Source organism: Luteimonas marina (assembly GCF_007859325.1).
GTDB lineage: Bacteria > Pseudomonadota > Gammaproteobacteria > Xanthomonadales > Xanthomonadaceae > Luteimonas > Luteimonas marina.
Genome location: NZ_VOHK01000001.1, coordinates 342,198 through 362,041, shown reverse-complemented (window position 1 = coordinate 362,041; position 19,844 = coordinate 342,198). Strand labels below are relative to the sequence as shown.

Below are 19,844 nucleotides of genomic sequence, written 5' to 3'. Positions count from 1 at the left end.
GTCATGCGTGCTGGTCGGTCATGCCGACACGGGCATGGCGCGCTTCGCGGCGCAGCGCCAGCTTGCGCACCACGACGTAGAACACCGGCGTCAGCACCAGGCCGAATACCGTCACGCCCAGCATGCCGGCGAACACCGCGATGCCCATGGCGTGGCGCATCTCGGCGCCCGCACCGCTGGCCAGCACCAGCGGCACCACGCCAGCGATGAAGGCGAACGACGTCATCAGGATCGGGCGCAGCCGCAAGCGCGCGGCTTCGAGCACGGCTGCCAGCGGATCGGCCCCTTCGCTTTCCTTCGCGCGGGCGAACTCCACGATCAGGATCGCGTTCTTGGCGGCCAGGCCGATCAGCACCACGAAACCGATCTGCGTGAAGATGTTGTTGTCCCCCCCAGAGAGCCAGACGCCGGCGATCGCCGAGAGCAGCGCCATGGGTGCAATCAGCAGCACAGCGAACGGCAGCGACCAACTGTTGTACTGGGCCGCCAGGAACAGGAAGGCGAGCAGCACCGCCAGCGCGAAGATATAGATAGCAGTATTGCCAACTCGCTTTTCCTGGAAAGTCAGGTCCGTCCATTCGTAGGTCATACCGTCAGGCAGCGATTCGCTCACGATCTTCTCAATCGCGGCGGTGGCCTGGCCGGATGAGTAGCCCGGCGCTGGCCCGCCGCTGATGTCCGCCGAGGGGAAGCCGTTGTAATGCATCACCCGGTCGGGGCCGGAACTGCGCTCGATGGTCGCGAACGCGCTCAGCGGGATCATGTCGCCCGCTGCATTGCGCACCTTGAGCATGCCTATGTCCTCAGCCTGCATGCGGAACTGCGCATCGGCTTGGGCCATTACCCGGTAGGTGCGACCGAAGCGGTTGAAGTCGTTGACGTAGAGCGAGCCAAGGTTGACCTGCAGGGTGTCGAACACCTCGGTCAGCGACACGCCCTGCGACTTGGCCTTCACCCGGTCGATGTCCACCTGCAACTGCGGCGCATTGGTCTGGAAGCTGGCGAGCATGTTCGCCAGCTCGGGCGCCTGCATGGCCTTGCCCATGATCTGGCCCTGTGCTTGTGCAAGCGCCTCGGGACCCAGGCCCGCCCGGTCCTCGATCTGCAGCTTAAAGCCGCCCATAGAACCCAGGCCCGGCACCGGCGGCGGCGGGAAGATGCCGACGAAGCCGTCCGGGATCTGGCTGAACTTGCCCATGAGCTTGCCCTGGATGGCGAAGGCCGACAGCGACGGGTCCTTGCGCTCATCGAAGGGCTTGAGCATGGCGAACATCAGCGCGGTGTTCGGCTGGTTCACCGGTCCATTGACCGACAGGCCCGGGAAGGCCACCACGCTCTCGACGCCCGGCTCAGCCAGTGCGATCTTGGTCATCTCCTTGACGACCGCCTCGGTGCGATCCAGCGAGGCGCCGGTCGGAAGCTGGGCGATGCCCACGAGGTAGTACTTGTCCTGGGCGGGCACGAAGCCCGCAGGCACCTTGTGGAAGCCCAGCCAGGTCAGGCCCAGGAAGCCGACGTAGAGCAGCAGCACGATGGCGCTGCCGCGCACCGCGCGGCGCACGCCCCCGACGTAGGAATTCGAGGCGCGGTCGAAGAAGCGGTTGAAGCGGCGGAAGAAGCCGCCGAACACGCCGTCGATGATGCGCGTGACGCGATCGGGCTTGGCCGCGCCGTGGTGCGGCTTGAGCAGGATGGCGGCCAGCGCTGGCGACAGCGTAAGCGAGTTGATCGCCGACAGGATGGTCGAGAACGCGATGGTTAGCGCGAACTGGCGATAGAACTCGCCCTGCAGCCCCGACAGGAACGCCGAGGGGATGAAGACCGCTGCCAGCACCGAGGTGATGGCCAGGATCGGGCCAGTCACTTCATCCATCGCCTTGCGCGCCGCGTCCTTGGGTGATTCGCCCAGCGCTATGTGGCGCTCCACGTTCTCCACCACCACGATGGCGTCATCCACCACGATGCCGATGGACAGCACCAGTCCGAACAGCGACAGTGTGTTCAGCGAGAAACCGAACATGTGCATCACCGCGAACGTGCCGACCAGCGAGACCGGCACGGCGATCAGCGGGATGATCGACGCGCGCCAGGATTGCAGGAACAGCACCACCACGATCACCACCAGGAAGATGGCCTCCAGCAGCGTGACGGCGACGGACTGGAGCGAGGCGCGCACGAAGACCGTGGGGTCGTAGGCGATCCTATACTCAATGCCGTCGGGGAACTTAGCTTGAAGTCGGTCCATTGCCGCGCGCACCGCGCTAGACACATCCAGCGCGTTCGCGCCCGGGCTCTGGATGATCTGTATCCCCACCGCCGGCTCGCCATTGAGCAGGCTGCGCAAAGAGTAGGAATCGGCCCCCATCGAGATGCGGGCGACATCCCGCAGGCGAGTTACCTGGCCGTCGGCGCCCGTCTTCACGACGATCTCGCCGAATTGCTCCTCGCTCGACAGTCGGCCCAGAGTGTTGACCGTGACCTGGAACGCCGCCGAGGCATCCGGCTGCTGACCAACCGAACCAGCGGCAACCTGTATGTTCTGCTCGCGGATGGCGGCAACCACGTCGCTCGCGATCAGCCCACGAGCAGCGACCTTGGCGGGTTCGAGCCAGACCCGCATCGAATACTCCCCGGCGCCCCAGACTAGGACATCGCCGACGCCTGGCGTACGAGCCAGCTCATCCTTCACATGAAGTGTGGCGTAGTTGGAGACGTACAGCGGATCATATCGACCTCCAGGCGAAAGCAAATGCACCACCATGAGAACGTCCGGCGACGTTTTCTCGGTGACAACACCGATGCGCTGAACTTCAGGCGGTAGGCGCGGCAACGCCCGCGAGACCCGGTTTTGCACCTGGATCTGCGCAATGTCGGCGTTGATATGCTGCTCGAAGGAGACGGTGAGCACCATTTTCCCGTCGGTGGACATCTGAGACTGCATGTACATCATGCCTTCTACGCCGTTGATCGCCTGCTCCAGCGGTGATGCCACGGTATCGGCGATCACTTGCGGGTTGGCACCGGGATAGCTAGCGGTGACCTGCACCGTGGGAGGCGTGACCTGCGGGTATTCGCTCAGCGGCAGCTGGAAGTAGCTGATCGCGCCCGCGATCAGCATCAGCACCGACAGGACGATGGCGAAGATGGGCCGGTTGATGAAGAAGCGGGGGAAATTCATTTGCGGGCCTCCGCCGAGCCGGCCGCGCCGTCAGCCTTGGCGGGGTCCGCGCCGGCGGCCGGTGCCGCGGGCGGCTGCATGGGCACCATGCGCGGCGTGACCGCCATGCCGGGGCGCACGAGGCCCTTGATGATGATCTTCTCACCGGCCTGCAGGCTGCCGTTGATGACGCGCAGCCCGTCCACCACCGGCCCCAGTTCGATGGGCCGGTACTGGGCCTGGTTGTTCTCGCCCACGACCAGCACGTAGTTGCGCCCTTGGTCGGTGCCCACGGCCTGATCGTCGATCAGGACGGCCTCGCGCGCCGCGCCGGTGGACAGCTTGACCCGGGCGAACATGCCGGGTGCCATGCGCCCATCCGGGTTGGGCACAACGGCGCGCGCGCGGATCGTGCCGGTGCTTCGGTCAATGGTGTTGCCCACGAAGTCGAGCGCGCCCCTGTGCGGGAAACCCTTGTCCGTGGTCAGCCCGACCTGCACGGGCAGCGAGGCCTTGCCGCCGGCGCCCGCAGCGGGCCGCGAGCGGCTCACGACGTTGAGGTACGTGGCTTCGTCGATGTCGAAGTACACGTGCAGCGGGTCGATGGACACGATCGTGGTCAGCAGCGTGGCCGCGCCGGCGACACCGCCGCTGACCAGGTTGCCCTCGGTCACGAGCACGCGGTCAACGCGCCCGGCGATGGGCGCCGTGACGCGGGCGTAGGACAGATCCAGCCGCGCCGCAGCGACGGCGGCCTTGGCCGCTTGCACCTGGGCCTGGCGCGCACTGCGCGCGGAGACGGCATCGTCGTAGGTCTTGCGCGCGACAGCGCCGGTCGCCACCAGGCGCTCGGCGCGGTCGAAGTCGGCCTGGGCCTGACTGGCCAGCACCTCGGCCTGTTGCAGTTGCGCCGCAGCCGTGTCGAGCGTGACCTGGAACGGTCGGGGGTCGATCTGGAACAGCAGTTGTCCCTTGCGCACCAGGCTGCCCTCGGGGACGCTCACAGCATCGACGGCGCCGCCGACCCGCGAGCGCAGCTCGACGGTCTTGGGCGCGGCCAGGAAGCCGGTGTACTCGGCCGATGGCGCGACCGTGCGGGTGATGACCTCGGCCACGGGCACCTGCGGCGCCATCGGCGCGCCCGCCGGGGGCGCCGCGGCCTTGCCCTCGTCCTTGGCGTCGCGGGCGGCAATCGCTATGCCCCCGACGGCTGCGATGACGCCTGCCACCACAACGATTCTGATTTTTTTACGCATGGAAGTGCCCCTTTCTTGGATGCAGGACTCCGGCCCTTCCGAAGCGCTCTGCAGAAATTTGTGTGGAGGCTAGGCGTTACAACGAAGGCAAGGTCAAGCCCTTTGGGTTGCCCTAGCGGGCAGGCTGCATGGACAAGGTGGTGGGAAAACCCCGCGTCGTCGCTGTGGCCACTCCGACATCCAGCTCACGAGTGCCGTTGTGCGGTTGAACCGGTCGGTCTTGTGGGTGATTGCGAGCGCGGGAGGCTCAGGCGTCCAAGCTGCCGCCGCCCATTGCTGTGCCTGCGCGGCATCCCGGCGCCCAGGCAGGGCCCGCGATTCAGGGTGTTGCGCCCAGGCCGCATCGAGGACGTCCTTGAGGCTAACCGGCGGCGTGGGTACCGGCGCCTCGCAACCTGCCATTCGCCTGGGTGCTTGGGCCTGGTCAGTCGTCGGCTTTGTCCTCGGAAATGTGGACCGCCATGTCCTGCAGCACCTGGCTGACGTGCTGGTCCGCGATGCTGTAGAAGATGTGCTTGGCTTGGCGTTCGCCGCGCACGAGGCGCGCACCGCGCAGCAGCCGCAGGTGATGGCTGACCAGAGACTGCGACAGGTCGAGCGCTTCGGCGATGTCCCCCACGGCGACCGAGCCATGCATGCACTGCAGCAGGATCTTCAATCGCGATTGGTCGCCCAGCAGGCGGAAGGTCTCGGCCAGAACAGCGACGTCACTTTGCGACATTGCGAGGGCATCGGTCGCCGCGTCGTGGCTGGTGGTCGAGCATTGCGCGGTGTCGGCGCTGGTGGTTTTGCGGGACGTCATGGATGCAAATCCTCAAGTGGAGTGCGAGCCGGCTCGCGCGGCCTCAATGCCTGTGACCAGGAGCGGAATGGTCGTGGTCATGGCCGTGGCTGTGCCCGCCGCCATGCTTGTGATTGCCATGATCATGGCCGCTGTGGTCGTGCCCGCTGTGGTCATGACCGCTGTGATCGTGGCCGCTGTGGTCCTGACGCTCCGACGTGGGCTGCAAGCTGCAGACGTTCTCGTCGGTGCCCGAGTTCCAGTCGATCCCGACCGTGGCGTGTTCGATGCTGAATTGCTCTCGAAGCACCGCTTCGACGCGCTTGACCACGGCGCGTGCTTCCTCGTCCACGTTGGGGCGAACGTGCAGCGTGGCCATCGTGCGCCCGGAGGTGAGCTGCCACACGTGAACGTGGCTGACGGCCGCCAGGCCCGGCACGGCGCCCATCAGGCCTTGCTCCACCTTCTCCGGCGAAGCATCCTCCGGCGCGCCTTCCAGCAGGATGTGGATCGACTTGGCGAGCAGCTTCCATGCGCTGCGCAGGATCAGCGCCGCGACCAGGACCGACAGGATGGGATCGATCGGCGTCCAGCCCGTGAGGTAGATGACGATCGCAGCGACGATGGCGCCGACCGAGCCGAGCAGGTCGCCCATCACGTGCAGGATGGCCCCCTTCACGTTGACGTGATCGGTCTCTCCGCGGGTCATGATCCACAGCACGAGCACGTTCACCAGCAGGCCGAGCACGGCGACGATCATCATCGGGCCGGCCAGGATCACGGGCGGCGCCTGCAGCCGCTCCCACGCCTCGTAGGCGATCCAAGCGACGATCGCGAACAGGGTCACGGCGTTCAGGAAACCGGCGATGACCTCGAAGCGCAGGTAGCCGAAGGTGCGCTTGCTGTCGGCCGCGCGGCGGCCGAACCGGAATGCTGCGTAGGCCAGTGCGAGCGCCGCGGCGTCGGTCAGCATGTGGCCCGCGTCGGCCAGCAAGGCCAGCGAGCCCGACAGCACGCCTCCGACGGCCTCCACGACCATGAAGCCGAAGATCAGGAAAAAGGACAGCAGGACCTTGCGCTCGTTGGCGCTGGTCACGGTCGGGGTGTGGTCATGATCATGGTCGTGATCGTGACCATGGTCATGTGCGTGGGATTGGGACATGGGGCCTCGGGAAACTGGGTCTTTGACTGTGGCTCAAAATATAACACATGAACATGTTTTCATGTGAATTGTTGTACACATTTGTGTTCGCGTCTCACCACGGCCGGGATGCCGCTCCGGGCAATTGCCTTAGCCTGGCTCGGCGACCATTCCCCCCGCCTGGCAAGCAGCCGTTGATCTAACATCCAGTGGCAGTATCCCCCCTGGGGGGATATGATTTCAGCATGGAAGACATGCATAAGCACACCACCCATCCCGACCTGGTGAAGCGGCTCAAGCGCGCCGAGGGGCATCTGCGGCACGTCATCGGGATGATCGAAGGGGGAGAAACCTGCCTCGACATCGCCCGCCAGCTCGCGGCGGTGGAAAGCGCGGTGACGGCGGCCAAGCGCGTCCTGATCCACGACCACATCGACCACTGCCTGTCCCATGACGAGGACTCCGTTCTGACCGAAATGAAGGCGCTGACCAAACTGCTCTGAGGCCGTCCGATGCTCTCCGTCCTGAATAACCGCACCTACCGCCACCTGTTCACCGCCCAGGTGATCGCGCTCGTCGGCACCGGCCTGATGACGGTGGCGCTCGGCCTGCTGGCCTACGAGCTGGCCGGCGCGGATGCAGGCGCGGTGCTCGGGACGGCGCTGGCCATCAAGATGCTGGCCTACGCGGGGGTCGCGCCGGTCGCGCAGGCCTTCGCCGACCGGCTCCCGCGGCGCTCGCTGCTCGTGGCGCTGGACCTCGTGCGAGCGGCCGTCGCGCTGTGCCTGCCCTTCGTCACCGAGGTCTGGCAGATCTACCTGCTGATCTTCGTTCTGCAGGCGGCATCCGCCGGCTTCACGCCGACCTTCCAGGCCACCATCCCGGACATCCTTCCCGACGAAGAGGACTACACGAAGGCGCTGTCGCTGTCCCGGCTGGCCTACGACCTGGAAAGCCTGATTTCCCCGATGCTGGCCGCCGCGCTGCTGACCGTCATCAGCTTTCACAACCTGTTCGCGGGAACGGTGCTCGGTTTCCTCGTTTCAGCCGCTCTCGTGGTCAGCGTGCGGTTGCCCACGTCCGTCCCCGGCCCGCGCCGCGGCATCTGGGAGCGAACGACGCGCGGCACGCGCATCTACCTCGCCACGCCTCGCCTGCGGGGCCTGCTGGCGATCAGCCTGGCCGTCTCGGCGGCCGGCGCGATGGTGATCGTGAACACGGTGGTGCTCGTGAAGGCGCGTTTCGGCCTGGGCGAAGTCGAGGTGGCGTGGGCACTGGCGGCGTTCGGAGGCGGCTCGATGGTGGCCGCCTTCGTCTTGCCGTCCCTACTGGAGAAAGTAGCCGACCGACCCGCGATGCTCACCGGCGCCGCTGTCCTCGTCGTGGGCACGGCGATCGGCGCACTGCTGCCGAGCTATGCGCTGTTGCTGCCGCTGTGGCTGGTGATCGGCTTTGGCTACAGCGTGGCGCAGACGCCATCCGGCCGTCTTCTGCGCCGCTCGGCCCACGCCGAGGACCGTCCAGCGATCTTCGCGGCCCACTTCGCGCTGTCGCACGCCTGCTGGCTCATCTGCTACCCGCTGGCCGGACGCTTCGGCGCGGCCATGGGGCTGCAATCGACGTTCGTCGTCATGTCCTTGATCGGCCTAGCTGGCGTGGCGCTGGCGCTTCGGCTGTGGCCGGCCAGCGACCCGTCGGACTTGGCCCATGACCATCCGAACCTGTCGGCGGATCACCCCCACTTGCGTCAGCACGCGAACCAAGGCGGGCACCATCACGTGCTGGTCGTGGATGACTTGCACCGGATCTGGCCGAAAGGATAGGCCTCACGGGACGCGGTAAGGGCTGTTTCGCACCAAGGCTAGTCGTCGCTGTTGTCCTCAACGATGTGGATGGCCATGTCCAGCAGCACCTGGCTCACGTGCTTGTCCGCTACCTCATAGAAGATCTGCTTGGACTGGCGCGCGCCCTTGACCAGACGGGCTCCACGCAACAGTCGAAGGTGATGGCTGACCAACGACTGCGAGAGTTCGACGGCTTCCGCGATGTCGCTTACCGACGTGGACCCCTTCATGCAGCACAGCATGACCTTGAGCCGCGACGGATCGCCCAGGAGCCGGAAAGTCTCGGCCAGGATGGTCACGTCATTCTGTGACAGGGAGGCCAGATCGGTGCTTGGGCCCTTCGGTGGGGCACTGGCTGGTTTGCGTGGAGTCATCTCTCAAAAATTCCTACCCTCGAACGGCTGTTCGTGCCCTTCAGGATCAACGAGGCTGCGACCGCTTGAGCGCGCGCACAGCCCGGGACCAGGGCGAGCCTGGCGACCAAGGCCCCTCGTTTCCCCCGTGCGCCGGGCCATTTCTGAAACCTGACAGTACCCGAAAAAAGCGCTTGACCTTCCCACGATGGTAAACCCTAAGCTCCCCCATGTCGAATATCAACTATGGGAAACAACCATGAGCATGCCAATAACGAGTGATGCTCGTGCCACCGCAGCAGCGATCAGCCTACCCATCGAGGGCATGACCTGCGCGAGCTGCGTCGGCCGAGTCGAGGCCGCCCTGGCCAAGGTGCCGGGCGTGGACAGCGTGTCCGTCAATCTCGCCACCGAGCGGGCGGACATCCGCCTGGCCAGTCCTGTCGATCGCATCGCGTTGATCCAGGCGGTCGAGAAGGTCGGCTACGACGTGCCGGCTGGCACCGTCGAACTGGCGGTCGAGGGCATGACCTGCGCCTCCTGCGTGGGCCGCGTCGAGAAGGCACTCAAGGCCGTGCCCGGCGTCACCGAGGCCACGGTCAACCTCGCGACCGAGCGTGCCACCGTGCGCGGCGTGGCCGCCGTGGCGGACCTGATCGCGGCCATCGAGAAGGTCGGCTACGAGGCCAACCCGGTGGATACCGGCGCGCAGGCCGACGAGGAAGCCGCCGAGAAGAAGGACGCCGAGCGCGCCGAACTCAAGCGCGACCTGACCCTGGCCGCCGTGCTGGCGCTGCCTGTGTTCGTGCTCGAAATGGGCTCGCACATGATTCCCGGCATGCATGAGTGGGTGGCTTCCACCATCGGCATCCAGCAGAGTTGGTATCTGCAGTTCGTGCTGACCCTGCTGGTGCTCGCCATTCCGGGCTGGCGCTTCTACGAGAAGGGCTTCCCGGCGCTGTTCCGCCTGGGTCCCGACATGAACTCGCTGGTCGCGGTCGGCACGGCCGCAGCCTTCGGCTATTCGATGGTCGCCACATTCGCGCCCAGTCTGCTGCCGGCCGGCACGGTGAACGTGTACTACGAGGCGGCCGCCGTCATCGTGGCGCTGATCCTGCTGGGCCGCTTTCTTGAGGCACGGGCCAAGGGCCGCACCTCCGAGGCCATCAAGCGCCTGGTCGGCCTGCAGGCCAAGGAGGCGCACGTGCTGCGCGACGGCCGCATCGTGGACATCCCGATCAACGACGTGGCGCAGGGCGACATCGTGGAAGTGCGCCCCGGCGAGCGCGTGCCGGTCGATGGTGAAGTGACCGAGGGCCGCAGCTTCGTGGACGAGTCGATGATCACCGGCGAGCCGATTCCCGTCGAAAAGGCGGAAGGCAGCACCGTGGTCGGCGGCACCGTCAACCAGAAGGGTGCGCTGACGCTGCGTGCCACCGCCGTGGGCGGTCAGACCATGCTGGCGCAGATCATCCGCATGGTCGAGCAGGCGCAAGGTTCCAAGCTGCCGATCCAGGCCGTGGTGGACAAGGTGACACTGTGGTTCGTGCCCGCCGTCATGCTGGCCGCCGTGCTGACCTTCCTGGTCTGGCTGGTGTTCGGCCCGTCGCCCGCGCTGTCCTTCGCGCTGGTCAATGCCGTGGCGGTGCTGATCATTGCCTGCCCGTGCGCCATGGGTCTGGCGACGCCGACCTCCATCATGGTCGGCACGGGCCGGGGCGCCGAGATGGGCGTACTGTTCCGCAAGGGTGAAGCCCTGCAACTGCTCAAGGACGCCAAGGTGGTGGCCGTGGACAAGACCGGCACGCTGACCGAGGGCCGCCCGGTCCTGACCGACCTGGAGATTGCCGACGGCTTTGACCGCAACCAGGTGCTGGCGAAGGTCGCCTCTGTCGAATCGCGCTCGGAGCATCCGATCGCACGCGCCATCGTCGAGTCGGCCGTGGAAGGTGGCATCGCGCTGCCGACGATGACAGACTTCGATTCGGTCACGGGCATGGGCGTGCGCGCCACCGTGGACGGCGCGCGTGTCGAGGTCGGTGCCGATCGCTTCATGCGTGAGCTGGGGTTGGACGTGAGCGGCTTCGCTCGCACGGCCGAGCGCCTGGGCAATGAGGGCAAGTCGCCGCTGTACGCCGCGATCGACGGCCGACTGGCCGCCATCATCGCGGTGGCCGATCCGATCAAGTCCAGCACGCCCGCGGCCATTGCCGCGCTGCACCAGCTCGGCCTGAAGGTGGCGATGATCACTGGCGACAACGCGCGTACCGCGCAGGCCATCGCCAAGCAACTGGGCATCGACGAGGTGGTGGCCGAAGTGCTGCCCGAGGGCAAGGTCGAAGCCGTGCGCCGCTTAAAGGCCACCCACGGCCAGATCGCCTACGTGGGTGACGGCATCAACGATGCGCCGGCGCTGGCCGAGGCCGACGTGGGCCTGGCGATCGGCACCGGCACCGACGTGGCGGTGGAGTCGGCCGACGTGGTGCTGATGTCCGGCAACCTGCAGGGTGTGCCCAACGCCATCGCGCTGTCCAAGGCCACCATCGGCAACATCCGCCAGAACCTGTTCTGGGCGTTTGGCTACAACACGGCCCTGATCCCGGTGGCCGCTGGCGTCCTATACCCCGCATACGGTGTGCTGCTGTCGCCGATCTTCGCGGCCGGAGCGATGGCGCTGTCCAGCGTGTTCGTGCTCGGCAACGCGCTGCGCCTGCGCCGCTTCCAGCCGCCGCTGGCGGCGGATACCGCTCATTGAGAAAGGAGGAACACCATGAACATCGGTGAAGCATCCAAGGCCTCGAAGGTCTCGGCCAAGATGATCCGCTACTACGAGCAGATCGGCTTGATTCCCCCGGCCGACCGGAACGATTCGGGCTACCGCGCCTATAGCCAGGACGACGTACACCGGCTGCACTTCATCCGGCGTGCGCGCGACCTCGGCTTCTCGGTGGCCGAGATCACGGACCTGCTGGGACTGTGGAACGACAAGTCGCGCCGGAGTGCCGACGTCAAGCGCCTGGCGCAGCAGCACATCTCCGAGCTGGACCGGCGCATCGCGAGCATGTTGGAGATGGCCGAGACGCTCAAGGCGCTGATCCGGTGCTGCGCCGGCGACGAACGGCCCGACTGCCCGATCCTGCACACGCTGGAGCAACTCGATACCAGCGACGACGAGCCCGAAGCGCGCACCGGCGCCGTGCCACGGCGTGCAAGTGGCAACGCAGCGGCAAAGAAGCCGCGTGCGCACTGAGCAGCCGGGAGAGACCATGCCCAAGATCACCGTCTTGCCCCATCCTGAACTGGCGCCCGAGGGCGCCGAGCTGAACGTGCCGGTCGGCACCTCGATCTGCGAGGCGCTGCTAGACAACGGCATCGAGATCGAACATGCCTGCGACATGAGCTGTGCCTGCACGACCTGCCACTGCATCGTGCGCAAGGGATTCGATTCCCTCAACGAGGTCGAGGAGTGCGAGGACGACCTGCTTGACCGGGCCTGGGGGCTAGAGGCGCAATCGCGCCTGAGCTGCCAGGCCATCGTGGCGAACGAGGACCTGACCGTCGAGATCCCGAAGTACACGATCAACCATGCCAAGGAGAACCACTAGGACCCAGCGTGCCGCCGCGGGCGCGCCGGCCTGCGGCGGGGTTGCTCTGGCAGACGGAGGACTGACGGCGTTGCAGCCTGACGACCGCCCCGGGAGCCAGATGCCTACACCCCCTTGCACCACCGCCGGTTAGGCTGGAAATGTCGTCAAAGTCCTTCAATCCGTGATAGTCGGCGCTGCGGCCGGCCCATGAAAAGTCCCACAGGAGAAGTCCAGCATGTCTGCGCCCAAACAAGCCACGCTCTACCGGATGGTCATGCCCGGCCATACCTGCCCCTACGGGCTGAAGTCGCTCGATCTGCTCAACCGCAAGGGCTACGAGGTCGAGGACAAACACTTGGCGAGCCGCGAGCAGACGGATGCGTTCAAGAAGGAGCATGGCGTCGAGACCACGCCCCAGGTCTTCATAAACGGGCGGCGCGTGGGCGGCTACGACGACCTGCGCAAATTCTTCGGCATGTCCGTGAAGGACAAGAACGCCGTGACCTACACCCCTGTGATCGCGCTGTTCGCCATGGCGGCCGCGATGGCGCTGGCGGCGAGCTGGGCGGCCTTCGGCCAGCTCTGGAGCATTCAGGCGGCAGAGTGGTTCGTGGCCTTTGCCATGTGTCTCCTGGCGCTGCAGAAGCTCAAGGACGTGGACGGCTTCGCGACGATGTTCCTCAACTACGACCTGCTGGCCAAGCGCTGGGTTCGGTATGCCTATTTCTACCCGTTCGCGGAGGCCATCGCAGGCGTCCTGATGGTCGCGGGCGTGGGGATGTGGGTGTCGATTCCGTTGGCGCTGTTCATCGGGACCGTCGGGGCCGTGTCGGTTTTCAAGGCGGTCTATGTCGATCGCCGGGAACTCAAGTGCGCCTGTGTGGGCGGGGACAGCAACGTGCCGCTGGGCTTCGTGTCCCTGACCGAGAACCTGATGATGGTGGCGATGGCCCTGTGGATGTGGGCCAAGGTCGCCTACCTTGGGATGCACTGAGCGCCGCGCCAGGTACGGCGCAGCGCACGTGCTCGCATCGGCCGTCCTGTGTGCAGGCCGGCCACGACGCGGTGTTACTGCGCGCGCGGCGGGAAGCCAGCTTCGCTCAGGGCCGCGGCGATCTGCTCTTGCGAGGCCGAGGTCTGGACCTCGACACGGCGGGTCGGCGGGTCCGTGACGATCTTGGCGTTGGGGTCGATCGTTTGGATCGTTTTCGTAACGGTGCGGGCGCAGCCGCCGCAGGTCATGTCTTCGAGATGGAATTGCATGGAAAACTCCTTTCGGGTTGGGGTGTTTGAAGTCTGGTCCTTGCCACGGTTGGAAGGTCAAGCGCTATTTGCATCCCCGCTACACCAATCGGCCGAATGCTCATAGGGCAAGGCCGTGGTGCTCTTTACCCGATCCAGCACGAAGCTTGTCTTGCAGTCCTGCACGCTGGGGTGCTTGAGCAGCGTGTCGAGCACGAAGCGAGAGTAGTGAGCCATGTTCCTGACGACCACCCGCAGCAGATAGTCCATGTCGCCGGTCAGCGCATGGCATTCCACGACCTCCGGCCATTTCTGGACCGACGCGCGGAACACGTCCATGGGATTGCGCTTGTGCGAGTCGGAGTGCTTTTCGAGACGCACGTTCAGGTAGGCCGTGAGCGTGAGGCCGATCTTCTCCGAGCCGCTGCTCGGCCCGGTGTTCTTCGAGTTCATCGAGCGCAAGGGCAACTACCGCGAGGGCTTCGGCGAAGGTAACTTCGGTGCCTTGTTCGAGTCGATGGAGCGCGACCAGATCAACCGCGGCGCGCTGGAAATCAACCCAGCCTGATTCGGGCTTTCCCCCTGAAGGCATAGCACCTTCCGCATCTCGCGAGCCCCGGTGGGGCTCGCACTATTTTGGCAAGCGGCCTCCACGATGCCCATTGGCCCTCGTGCAGCTTGCACCATTCATCTCCTCACAATCGAACATCACCACGGCACGGTGCAGGCTTCTTTGACTAATATATGAACACATGTATAATTGTTTATTCAATATTTGGCCTCAGCTCGACTGGTGCTACAGCAGGCGTGCATCTCGTCCCCCGAATCAACATGGATCATGGAAGGACAAGACTATGGAACTTCGTCACTTGCGCTGCTTCATTGCGGTTGCTGAGGAACTCCATTTCGCCCGCGCTGCCGAGCGGCTGCACATCGAGCAGTCTCCACTGTCACGGGCCATCAAGGAACTGGAAGAAGAACTGGGCGTGATGCTGTTTGCCCGCACCACGCGCAGCACTCGGCTGACCCGTGCGGGCGAGCTGTTTCTGGAGCACGTGCGCCGCGTGCTCTCCGCCTTGGAGCAGGCACGCGATAGCGTGAAAGCGGCAGCAAACGGTTTTCATGGCCAGTTGCGCGTGGCATTGTCCGACGGCATCACGCCGTCGCGCCTTTCTGCGTTGCTCGTACTTTGCCGCCAGGAAGAACCCGAGGTCGAAATCCGGTTCTTCGAGGTGCCCCTATCGCAACAGATCAAGGGGCTGCATAGCGATCTGTATGACGTAGGGTTTGCTCAATCCGACGAAGTGGGCGACGGTATCGTCGCCACGCCCGCATGGAGCGATGCGCTGATGGTGGCCGTGCCAGCTCGGCATCCGCTTCTGGCCCACAAGCGCATCCCCTTGGATGAGTTGCTTCGCTATCCACTGGTTCTGTGCGATCCACAGGCATGTGAGGGCCATGCCAAGCAAGTTGAACGGGTGTTGCGCCGTGCGGATGTGGAGCCACTGATTGCAGAGAGGGTTTCGTCCACCGACCTGATGATGGCCCTAGTCTCGGCCGGTTTTGCGCTCGGCCTAGCAGGCAGTGCACACATTGCCGCCAGCCGTGAGCCGGGTGTAGTGGCCCGGCCGCTAGCTTCGCGCGTGTCGCCCCTCACGACCTATCTGTTGCGGCTGGACGGAGATCCGTCCGACGAGTTGGCGCGGTTTATTGAGCGCGCACAGGCCATCGAACAGCCGGAAACCCCCAGGCCCATACGAGGCCGTAATCCCGATCACCCGGAGGAACTGACGCCATGAAGAAGATCATCCCATTCTTGCTGGTTGCCGTGTTGACTGCCTGCGGCCAGTCCGATGGGCCACAGAAGTCCGCCGGTTCCGCAGCCAACATCCCGACAGTGGAAGAGCTGGCGGCCAACCCCGAACGGCTCAAGGAACTGCGCCAGCAGTGCAAGACCGACCGCCCCAAGCTGGGCGACGTGTTGTGCAACCGGGTGGCCGAGGCCACGCGCAAGCGGTTCTATGGCGACGGGGAAACGCCCTACACACCGCCGAAGGAGCCGCCTAAGTTTTGATCGTGGCCGCTTCGCCACGAATATTGGATTTCCTGACCGACACGCCGCAACGCGCCTGCGCTTGCGACGTTTTTCGTTGGCTCGCCACCGCGCTAATTCTTTCTTTTTGCTCGATCTTTCTGCTTAAAACGGTCTTTGACCGGCACTGACGCGGCACCGATCCTGACGCCTCCGGCACGTCCTTGTGCCGCTTTTTCCATGAGGAATCGGCGCAGGAGAAATCGGAGGCCAGGTCATGCAAGGGACGAACGTGCTGTTCGGTCAGATCGCCGTGGTATTCGGCATCGTGATCGCCGGAGTGTGGGGTGCCACACAATGGACAGCAGCAGCCCTTGGCTATCAAGTACGCCTTGGCTCGCCCTGGTTCGATCTTCTTGGCACGCCGATCTATCACCCGTGGAAGCTGTTTGAGTGGTGGTTTTCTTACGGCGCCTATACCCCGGAAATCTTCGACACCGGCGGAGCCATCGCTGGCAGCAGTGGCATGGTCGCCGTGGCCGTCGCCATTGCCATGTCGGTCTGGCGCTCGCGGCAGGCACGCCTTGTCACGACCTACGGATCGGCCCGCTGGGCGAACGCGCATGACATTCGCAAGGCGGGCCTCACGCAGCCAGAGGGCGTGTTCCTCGGCCAGCACGACCGCCAGTACCTGCGCCATGAGGGGCCAGAGCATGTCCTGACGTTCGCACCCACGCGCTCGGGCAAGGGCGTCGGCCTGGTGGTGCCGACGCTGCTTTCTTGGCCCGCGTCCGCCGTCATCCACGACATCAAGGGCGAGAACTGGCAGATCACCGCAGGCTGGCGCTCGCGCTTCTCGCATTGCCTGCTGTTCAACCCCACGGATGCGAAGTCGGCGGCCTACAACCCGCTGCTGGAGGTGCGGCGCGGCGCGCATGAAGTGCGCGACGTGCAGAACATCGCGGACATTCTGGTCGATCCCGAAGGCGCGCTGGAGAAGCGCAACCATTGGGAAAAGACCAGCCACGCGCTGCTGGTCGGCGCGATCCTGCATGTGCTCTACGCGGGCGAAGACAAGACGCTGCGCGGCGTCGCCAACTTCCTCAGCGACCCGGCCAGCCCGTTCGAGCTGACCTTGCATCGAATGATGACCACGCCCCACTTGGGCGAGGGGCCGCATCCGGTAGTCGCGTCGGCGGCGCGTGAAGTGCTCAACAAGTCGGACAACGAGCGTTCCGGCGTGTTAAGCACCGCCATGTCGTTCCTCGGCCTGTACCGCGATCCCACGGTGGCCGAAGTCACCTCGCGCTGTGACTGGCGCATCGCCGACCTGATCGCGGCCGAGCATCCGGTGTCGCTGTACCTGGTGGTGCCGCCTTCGGACATATCGCGCACCAAACCGCTCATCCGCCTGATCCTCAACCAGATCGGGCGACGCCTCACCGAATCGCTGGACGGCAGCGACGGCATCGAACGCCGCCACAAGCTGCTGCTGATGCTCGACGAGTTCCCGGCCCTGGGTCGGCTCGACTTCTTCGAGACAGCCTTGGCCTTCATGGCGGGCTACGGCATCCGCAGCTTCCTCATCGCGCAGTCACTCAACCAGATCGACAAGGCGTATGGACAGAACCATTCCATTCTCGACAACTGCCACGTCAGGGTGACGTTCGCCACCAACGACGAACGCACCGCCAAGCGCATTTCCGAGACGCTGGGCACTGCGACCGAGCTGCGCGCGCAACGCAACTACGCGGGCCACCGGCTCGCGCCGTGGCTGGGCCACCTCATGGTGTCGCGCCAGGAGACGGCCCGCCCGCTGCTGACGCCGGGCGAGGTGATGCAGCTTCCGCCGGACGATGCCGTAGTGATGGTGTCCAGCATGGCGCCGATCAAGGCCCGGAAGCTGCGCTACTACGCCGACGCCAATTTCAAGCAGCGCGTGCTGCCGCCGCCCGAGCTGGCGGACGGCCGGTACGCCGACGCGCCGCCACTGCGCCCCGACGACTGGAGTGGCCTGGCGATTCCTGCCGTGCCTGCCGCGCCTGCGGCCGATGCCGCCGAAGGCTTCCGGGCGTCGGCCGACGACGGCGGCCCGCGCCGTCAGCCCGAGCTAACTGAGGCCGTCGCCTACGACCCCGAGCTGGCCGCGCCCGCGGCCGACCTCGGCCTGCTCGATGACGACGACGACCTGCCGCTTCCCCTTCCTCGCCAGCTTGATCCGGCCATGCAGCGCACGGCCCGGCTGGCGTCCCTCGACCCCAACGACGGAATCGAGCTATGAGCCACTATCGCCTGAACCTCTTTATCCAGCCCGAGCACGCCCAGCGGCTCGATGAACTGGCCGCCAAGAAAGGCGTGTCCAAGTCCAGCATCGTCGCCGCTGCCTTGGCGTCCTGGCTGTCGCCGGACGCGGCCGACCAGCGCGAGGCGGCCATCGCCAAGCGCCTTGATCGCCTCTCGCGCCAGGCCGAGCGAATGGAGCGCGACCAGAGCATCGCCATCGAGACGCTGGCGCTGTTCATCCGCTACTACCTGACCGTCAGCACGCCGGTTCCCGAGGCGCACCAAGAGGCGGCCCGCGCCTTGGGCAAGGCGCGTTTCGAGCAGTTCACCGAGCAGCTTGGCCGCCACCTGATGCGTGGGCGCAGCCTGGTGCGCGACGTGGTGGAGGAATTGCATCCCGATTCGGTGCGGATGGAGGACGCGGCGGCAGCCGCCGATGCGCAGGAGCGTGCGTCATGAGCGCCGTTTCCCAATCCATGAGTGCCACGTCGCTCGACCGGCGCATCCAGATGCTGCGCACGGCAATGGGGCCGCTGATCGCCACCGCGCTCGAAGACCCCGACGTGGTGGAAATCATGCTCAACCCTGACCGCACCCTTTGGGTGGATCGCCTGTCGTCGGGCCGCGCGCCTATGGGCGTGGAGCTGCCCGAAGCCGATGGCGAGCGAATCATCCGCCTGGTCGCGGCCCACGTCGGCGCGGAGGTGCATCGCGGCCAGCCGCTGCTGTCCGCCGAACTGCCCGAAACCGGTGAACGCTTCGAGGGCATCCTGCCGCCAGCCGCGCCGGGGCCGGCCTTCGCGCTGCGCAAGCGCACCATCGGCGTGATCCCGCTGGAGCGGTACGTCGTGGACGGAATGATGACCGCCGCCCAGGCGGGCTTTTTGGTGCGCGCCGTGCGCGAGCGCCAGAACGTCCTGATCGCGGGGGCCACCAGCAGCGGCAAGACGACCTTGGCGAACGCGCTGCTGGCCGAGATAGCTGCCACGGGCGACCGCGTGCTGGTGCTCGAAGACACGGTGGAGCTGCAATGCGCGGCCCGCGACCACGTTCCGCTGCGCACGCGCTCCGGCGTGGTGTCCATGACCGAGCTGGTGCGCTCGTCCATGCGCCTGCGACCTGATCGCGTCGTCGTCGGCGAGGTACGCGGTGCCGAGGCGCTGGATCTCATCAAGGTGTGGGGCACCGGCCACCCCGGCGGCGTCGCCACGATCCACGCCGGCTCCGCGCTGGGCGCGTTGCTGCGCCTGGAGCAACTGATTCTCGAAGTGGCGGTGAATCCGCCGCGTGCGCTGATCGCCGAGGCGGTCAACGTGGTGATCCAGATCGCCGGGCGCGGACGCAAGCGCCGCATCGAGAACATCGCCCGCATCGTCGGCTTCGACGGCGTGGGCTACCAACTGGTGGACGCGCTGGAAACGCCGTTTCCCGAGCTGCCGCCGATCCCTGATGCCGCACCCGCTGCGGCGACTTCCTCGTCCCCTGACCAACCTGGAGAACTGCTATGACGCAGATGACCATTCCTGCTTTCCGTGTTTCCGTAAATCCGGCTTTGCGCCTTGCACGGCTGCGCTGCCTGGCCCGCCCTGCGGGGCGAGGGCTGCTGCTGGCCGCGCTGTTGCTGTTCCTGGCCGGCACCGCGCAGGCCGCTGGTTCCTCGATGCCCTGGGAAGGCCCGTTGCAGTCGATCTTGGAGTCGATTCAGGGGCCGGTGGCGCGCATCGTCGCGGTCATCATCATCATTGCCACGGGCCTCGCGCTCGCCTTCGGCGACACGTCGGGCGGCTTTCGCAAGCTGATCCAGATCGTGTTCGGCCTGTCCATCGCGTTCGCGGCTTCGAGCTTCTTCCTGTCGTTCTTTTCGTTCTCGGGCGGGGCTGTCGTATGAGCGGCCCGGATAGCTTCGCGGCCGGGTTCGAGGTGCCTTTGCATCGCTCGCTCACCGAGCCGATCTTGCTGGGCGGCGCACCGCGCACCGTGGCGATTGCCAACGGCACGCTGGCCGCCGCCGTCGGGCTGGGCCTGCAACTGTGGATTCCTGGCGTGGTGCTCTGGATCGTCGGCCATTCGCTGGCGGTATGGGGTGCGCGCGTCGATCCGCAGTTCATGGCCGTGTTCGCCCGGCACATCAAGCACCGCCCGCTGCTGGACGTGTGAGGGGACGCCGC

Annotated in this window: 22 protein-coding genes; 14 read left to right on the top strand and 8 right to left on the bottom strand. The window is 65.9% G+C overall.

Features of this window, described 5'->3' with window-relative positions; genetic code table 11:
* Window position 1 precedes the first annotated feature (1 nt).
* From FQY83_RS01675 to FQY83_RS01660, 4 genes are all read right to left on the bottom strand, one after another.
* Window positions 2–3,178 (bottom strand): efflux RND transporter permease subunit, encoded by a 3,177-nt coding sequence (locus FQY83_RS01675; RefSeq protein WP_008786735.1) that lies wholly within the window; start codon window positions 3,176–3,178, stop codon window positions 2–4.
* Window positions 3,175–4,413 (bottom strand): efflux RND transporter periplasmic adaptor subunit, encoded by a 1,239-nt coding sequence (locus FQY83_RS01670; RefSeq protein ID WP_021162752.1) that lies wholly within the window; start codon window positions 4,411–4,413, stop codon window positions 3,175–3,177. The genes FQY83_RS01675 and FQY83_RS01670 overlap by 4 nt, the downstream gene beginning before the upstream one ends.
* A gap of 424 nt (window positions 4,414–4,837) precedes the next feature.
* The gene (locus FQY83_RS01665; protein WP_008786737.1) at window positions 4,838–5,215 is read right to left on the bottom strand and encodes an ArsR/SmtB family transcription factor; all 378 of its coding nucleotides are present in this window, start codon (window positions 5,213–5,215) and stop codon (window positions 4,838–4,840) included.
* A 43-nt stretch (window positions 5,216–5,258) separates the two neighbouring features.
* Window positions 5,259–6,290: a cation diffusion facilitator family transporter gene (locus FQY83_RS01660; protein WP_085850948.1), complete on the bottom strand. Its 1,032-nt coding sequence runs from the start codon at window positions 6,288–6,290 to the stop codon at window positions 5,259–5,261.
* 299 nt (window positions 6,291–6,589) lie between these two features.
* On the opposite strand from FQY83_RS01660, the gene FQY83_RS01655 reads away from it, so the two are divergent.
* Both FQY83_RS01655 and FQY83_RS01650 read left to right on the top strand, forming a co-directional pair.
* On the top strand, window positions 6,590–6,838 hold the full coding sequence (locus FQY83_RS01655) for a metal-sensing transcriptional repressor (protein ID WP_169708473.1): 249 nt from the start codon (window positions 6,590–6,592) through the stop codon (window positions 6,836–6,838).
* Between the two features lie 9 nt (window positions 6,839–6,847).
* Window positions 6,848–8,158 carry an MFS transporter gene (locus FQY83_RS01650; RefSeq protein WP_008786740.1) on the top strand — a complete coding sequence of 437 codons (1,311 nt, stop codon included), beginning with the start codon at window positions 6,848–6,850 and terminating at the stop codon, window positions 8,156–8,158.
* A gap of 38 nt (window positions 8,159–8,196) precedes the next feature.
* On the opposite strand, the gene FQY83_RS01645 is transcribed toward FQY83_RS01650, so the two are convergent.
* A complete protein-coding gene (locus FQY83_RS01645) occupies window positions 8,197–8,478 on the bottom strand; it encodes an ArsR/SmtB family transcription factor (RefSeq protein WP_019396552.1) in 282 nt (93 codons plus the stop codon).
* Between the two features lie 313 nt (window positions 8,479–8,791).
* On the opposite strand from FQY83_RS01645, the gene FQY83_RS01640 reads away from it, so the two are divergent.
* The 4 genes from FQY83_RS01640 (at window position 8,792) to FQY83_RS01625 (ending at window position 13,113) form a co-directional block, all read left to right on the top strand.
* Entirely contained in the window at window positions 8,792–11,287 is a 2,496-nt protein-coding gene (locus tag FQY83_RS01640; RefSeq protein ID WP_008786742.1) for a heavy metal translocating P-type ATPase, read from the top strand.
* Window positions 11,288–11,302: 15 nt separating this feature from the next.
* Window positions 11,303–11,782: a Cu(I)-responsive transcriptional regulator gene (gene cueR, locus FQY83_RS01635; RefSeq protein WP_008786743.1), complete on the top strand. Its 480-nt coding sequence runs from the start codon at window positions 11,303–11,305 to the stop codon at window positions 11,780–11,782.
* Window positions 11,783–11,798: 16 nt separating this feature from the next.
* On the top strand, window positions 11,799–12,137 hold the full coding sequence (gene fdx, locus FQY83_RS01630) for an ISC system 2Fe-2S type ferredoxin (protein ID WP_008786744.1): 339 nt from the start codon (window positions 11,799–11,801) through the stop codon (window positions 12,135–12,137).
* Between the two features lie 217 nt (window positions 12,138–12,354).
* Window positions 12,355–13,113 (top strand): MauE/DoxX family redox-associated membrane protein, encoded by a 759-nt coding sequence (locus FQY83_RS01625; protein WP_008786745.1) that lies wholly within the window; start codon window positions 12,355–12,357, stop codon window positions 13,111–13,113.
* Window positions 13,114–13,187: 74 nt separating this feature from the next.
* Here the strand turns inward: FQY83_RS01625 and FQY83_RS01620 are convergent, their stop codons facing one another.
* Both FQY83_RS01620 and FQY83_RS01615 read right to left on the bottom strand, forming a co-directional pair.
* Window positions 13,188–13,382 (bottom strand): heavy-metal-associated domain-containing protein, encoded by a 195-nt coding sequence (locus FQY83_RS01620; RefSeq protein WP_003821167.1) that lies wholly within the window; start codon window positions 13,380–13,382, stop codon window positions 13,188–13,190.
* Between the two features lie 57 nt (window positions 13,383–13,439).
* Complete coding sequence (locus tag FQY83_RS01615) at window positions 13,440–13,814, bottom strand: Lrp/AsnC family transcriptional regulator (protein ID WP_008786746.1); 375 nt, start codon at window positions 13,812–13,814, stop codon at window positions 13,440–13,442.
* Between FQY83_RS01615 and FQY83_RS01610 the strand changes: the two genes are divergently transcribed.
* From FQY83_RS01610 to FQY83_RS01600, 3 genes are all read left to right on the top strand, one after another.
* Window positions 13,756–13,929 carry a hypothetical protein gene (locus FQY83_RS01610; protein WP_019396554.1) on the top strand — a complete coding sequence of 58 codons (174 nt, stop codon included), beginning with the start codon at window positions 13,756–13,758 and terminating at the stop codon, window positions 13,927–13,929. The two genes, FQY83_RS01615 and FQY83_RS01610, sit on opposite strands and share 59 nt — an antisense overlap.
* Window positions 13,930–14,215: 286 nt before the next feature.
* On the top strand, window positions 14,216–15,160 hold the full coding sequence (locus FQY83_RS01605; protein WP_008786747.1) for a LysR family transcriptional regulator: 945 nt from the start codon (window positions 14,216–14,218) through the stop codon (window positions 15,158–15,160).
* Window positions 15,157–15,435 carry an EexN family lipoprotein gene (locus FQY83_RS01600; RefSeq protein ID WP_008786748.1) on the top strand — a complete coding sequence of 93 codons (279 nt, stop codon included), beginning with the start codon at window positions 15,157–15,159 and terminating at the stop codon, window positions 15,433–15,435. Before FQY83_RS01605 ends, FQY83_RS01600 begins: the two co-directional genes overlap by 4 nt.
* On the opposite strand, the gene FQY83_RS01595 is transcribed toward FQY83_RS01600, so the two are convergent.
* The gene (locus FQY83_RS01595) at window positions 15,425–15,676 is read right to left on the bottom strand and encodes a hypothetical protein (protein WP_124014400.1); all 252 of its coding nucleotides are present in this window, start codon (window positions 15,674–15,676) and stop codon (window positions 15,425–15,427) included. The two genes, FQY83_RS01600 and FQY83_RS01595, sit on opposite strands and share 11 nt — an antisense overlap.
* Between FQY83_RS01595 and FQY83_RS01590 the strand changes: the two genes are divergently transcribed.
* Genes FQY83_RS01590 through FQY83_RS01570 form a run of 5 tightly spaced genes read left to right on the top strand, consistent with a single transcriptional unit; the run spans window position 15,671 to window position 19,833 of the window.
* Complete coding sequence (locus tag FQY83_RS01590) at window positions 15,671–17,674, top strand: conjugal transfer protein TraG (RefSeq protein WP_019396555.1); 2,004 nt, start codon at window positions 15,671–15,673, stop codon at window positions 17,672–17,674. The genes FQY83_RS01595 and FQY83_RS01590 overlap by 6 nt on opposite strands.
* Complete coding sequence (locus FQY83_RS01585; protein ID WP_008786751.1) at window positions 17,671–18,135, top strand: CopG family transcriptional regulator; 465 nt, start codon at window positions 17,671–17,673, stop codon at window positions 18,133–18,135. Before FQY83_RS01590 ends, FQY83_RS01585 begins: the two co-directional genes overlap by 4 nt.
* On the top strand, window positions 18,132–19,184 hold the full coding sequence (gene trbB / locus FQY83_RS01580) for a P-type conjugative transfer ATPase TrbB (RefSeq protein WP_008786752.1): 1,053 nt from the start codon (window positions 18,132–18,134) through the stop codon (window positions 19,182–19,184). The genes FQY83_RS01585 and trbB overlap by 4 nt, the downstream gene beginning before the upstream one ends.
* On the top strand, window positions 19,181–19,564 hold the full coding sequence (locus tag FQY83_RS01575; RefSeq protein WP_008786753.1) for a TrbC/VirB2 family type IV secretion system protein: 384 nt from the start codon (window positions 19,181–19,183) through the stop codon (window positions 19,562–19,564). The genes trbB and FQY83_RS01575 overlap by 4 nt, the downstream gene beginning before the upstream one ends.
* Entirely contained in the window at window positions 19,561–19,833 is a 273-nt protein-coding gene (locus tag FQY83_RS01570; RefSeq protein ID WP_008786754.1) for a VirB3 family type IV secretion system protein, read from the top strand. Before FQY83_RS01575 ends, FQY83_RS01570 begins: the two co-directional genes overlap by 4 nt.
* The last annotated feature ends 11 nt before the right edge of the window (window positions 19,834–19,844 follow it).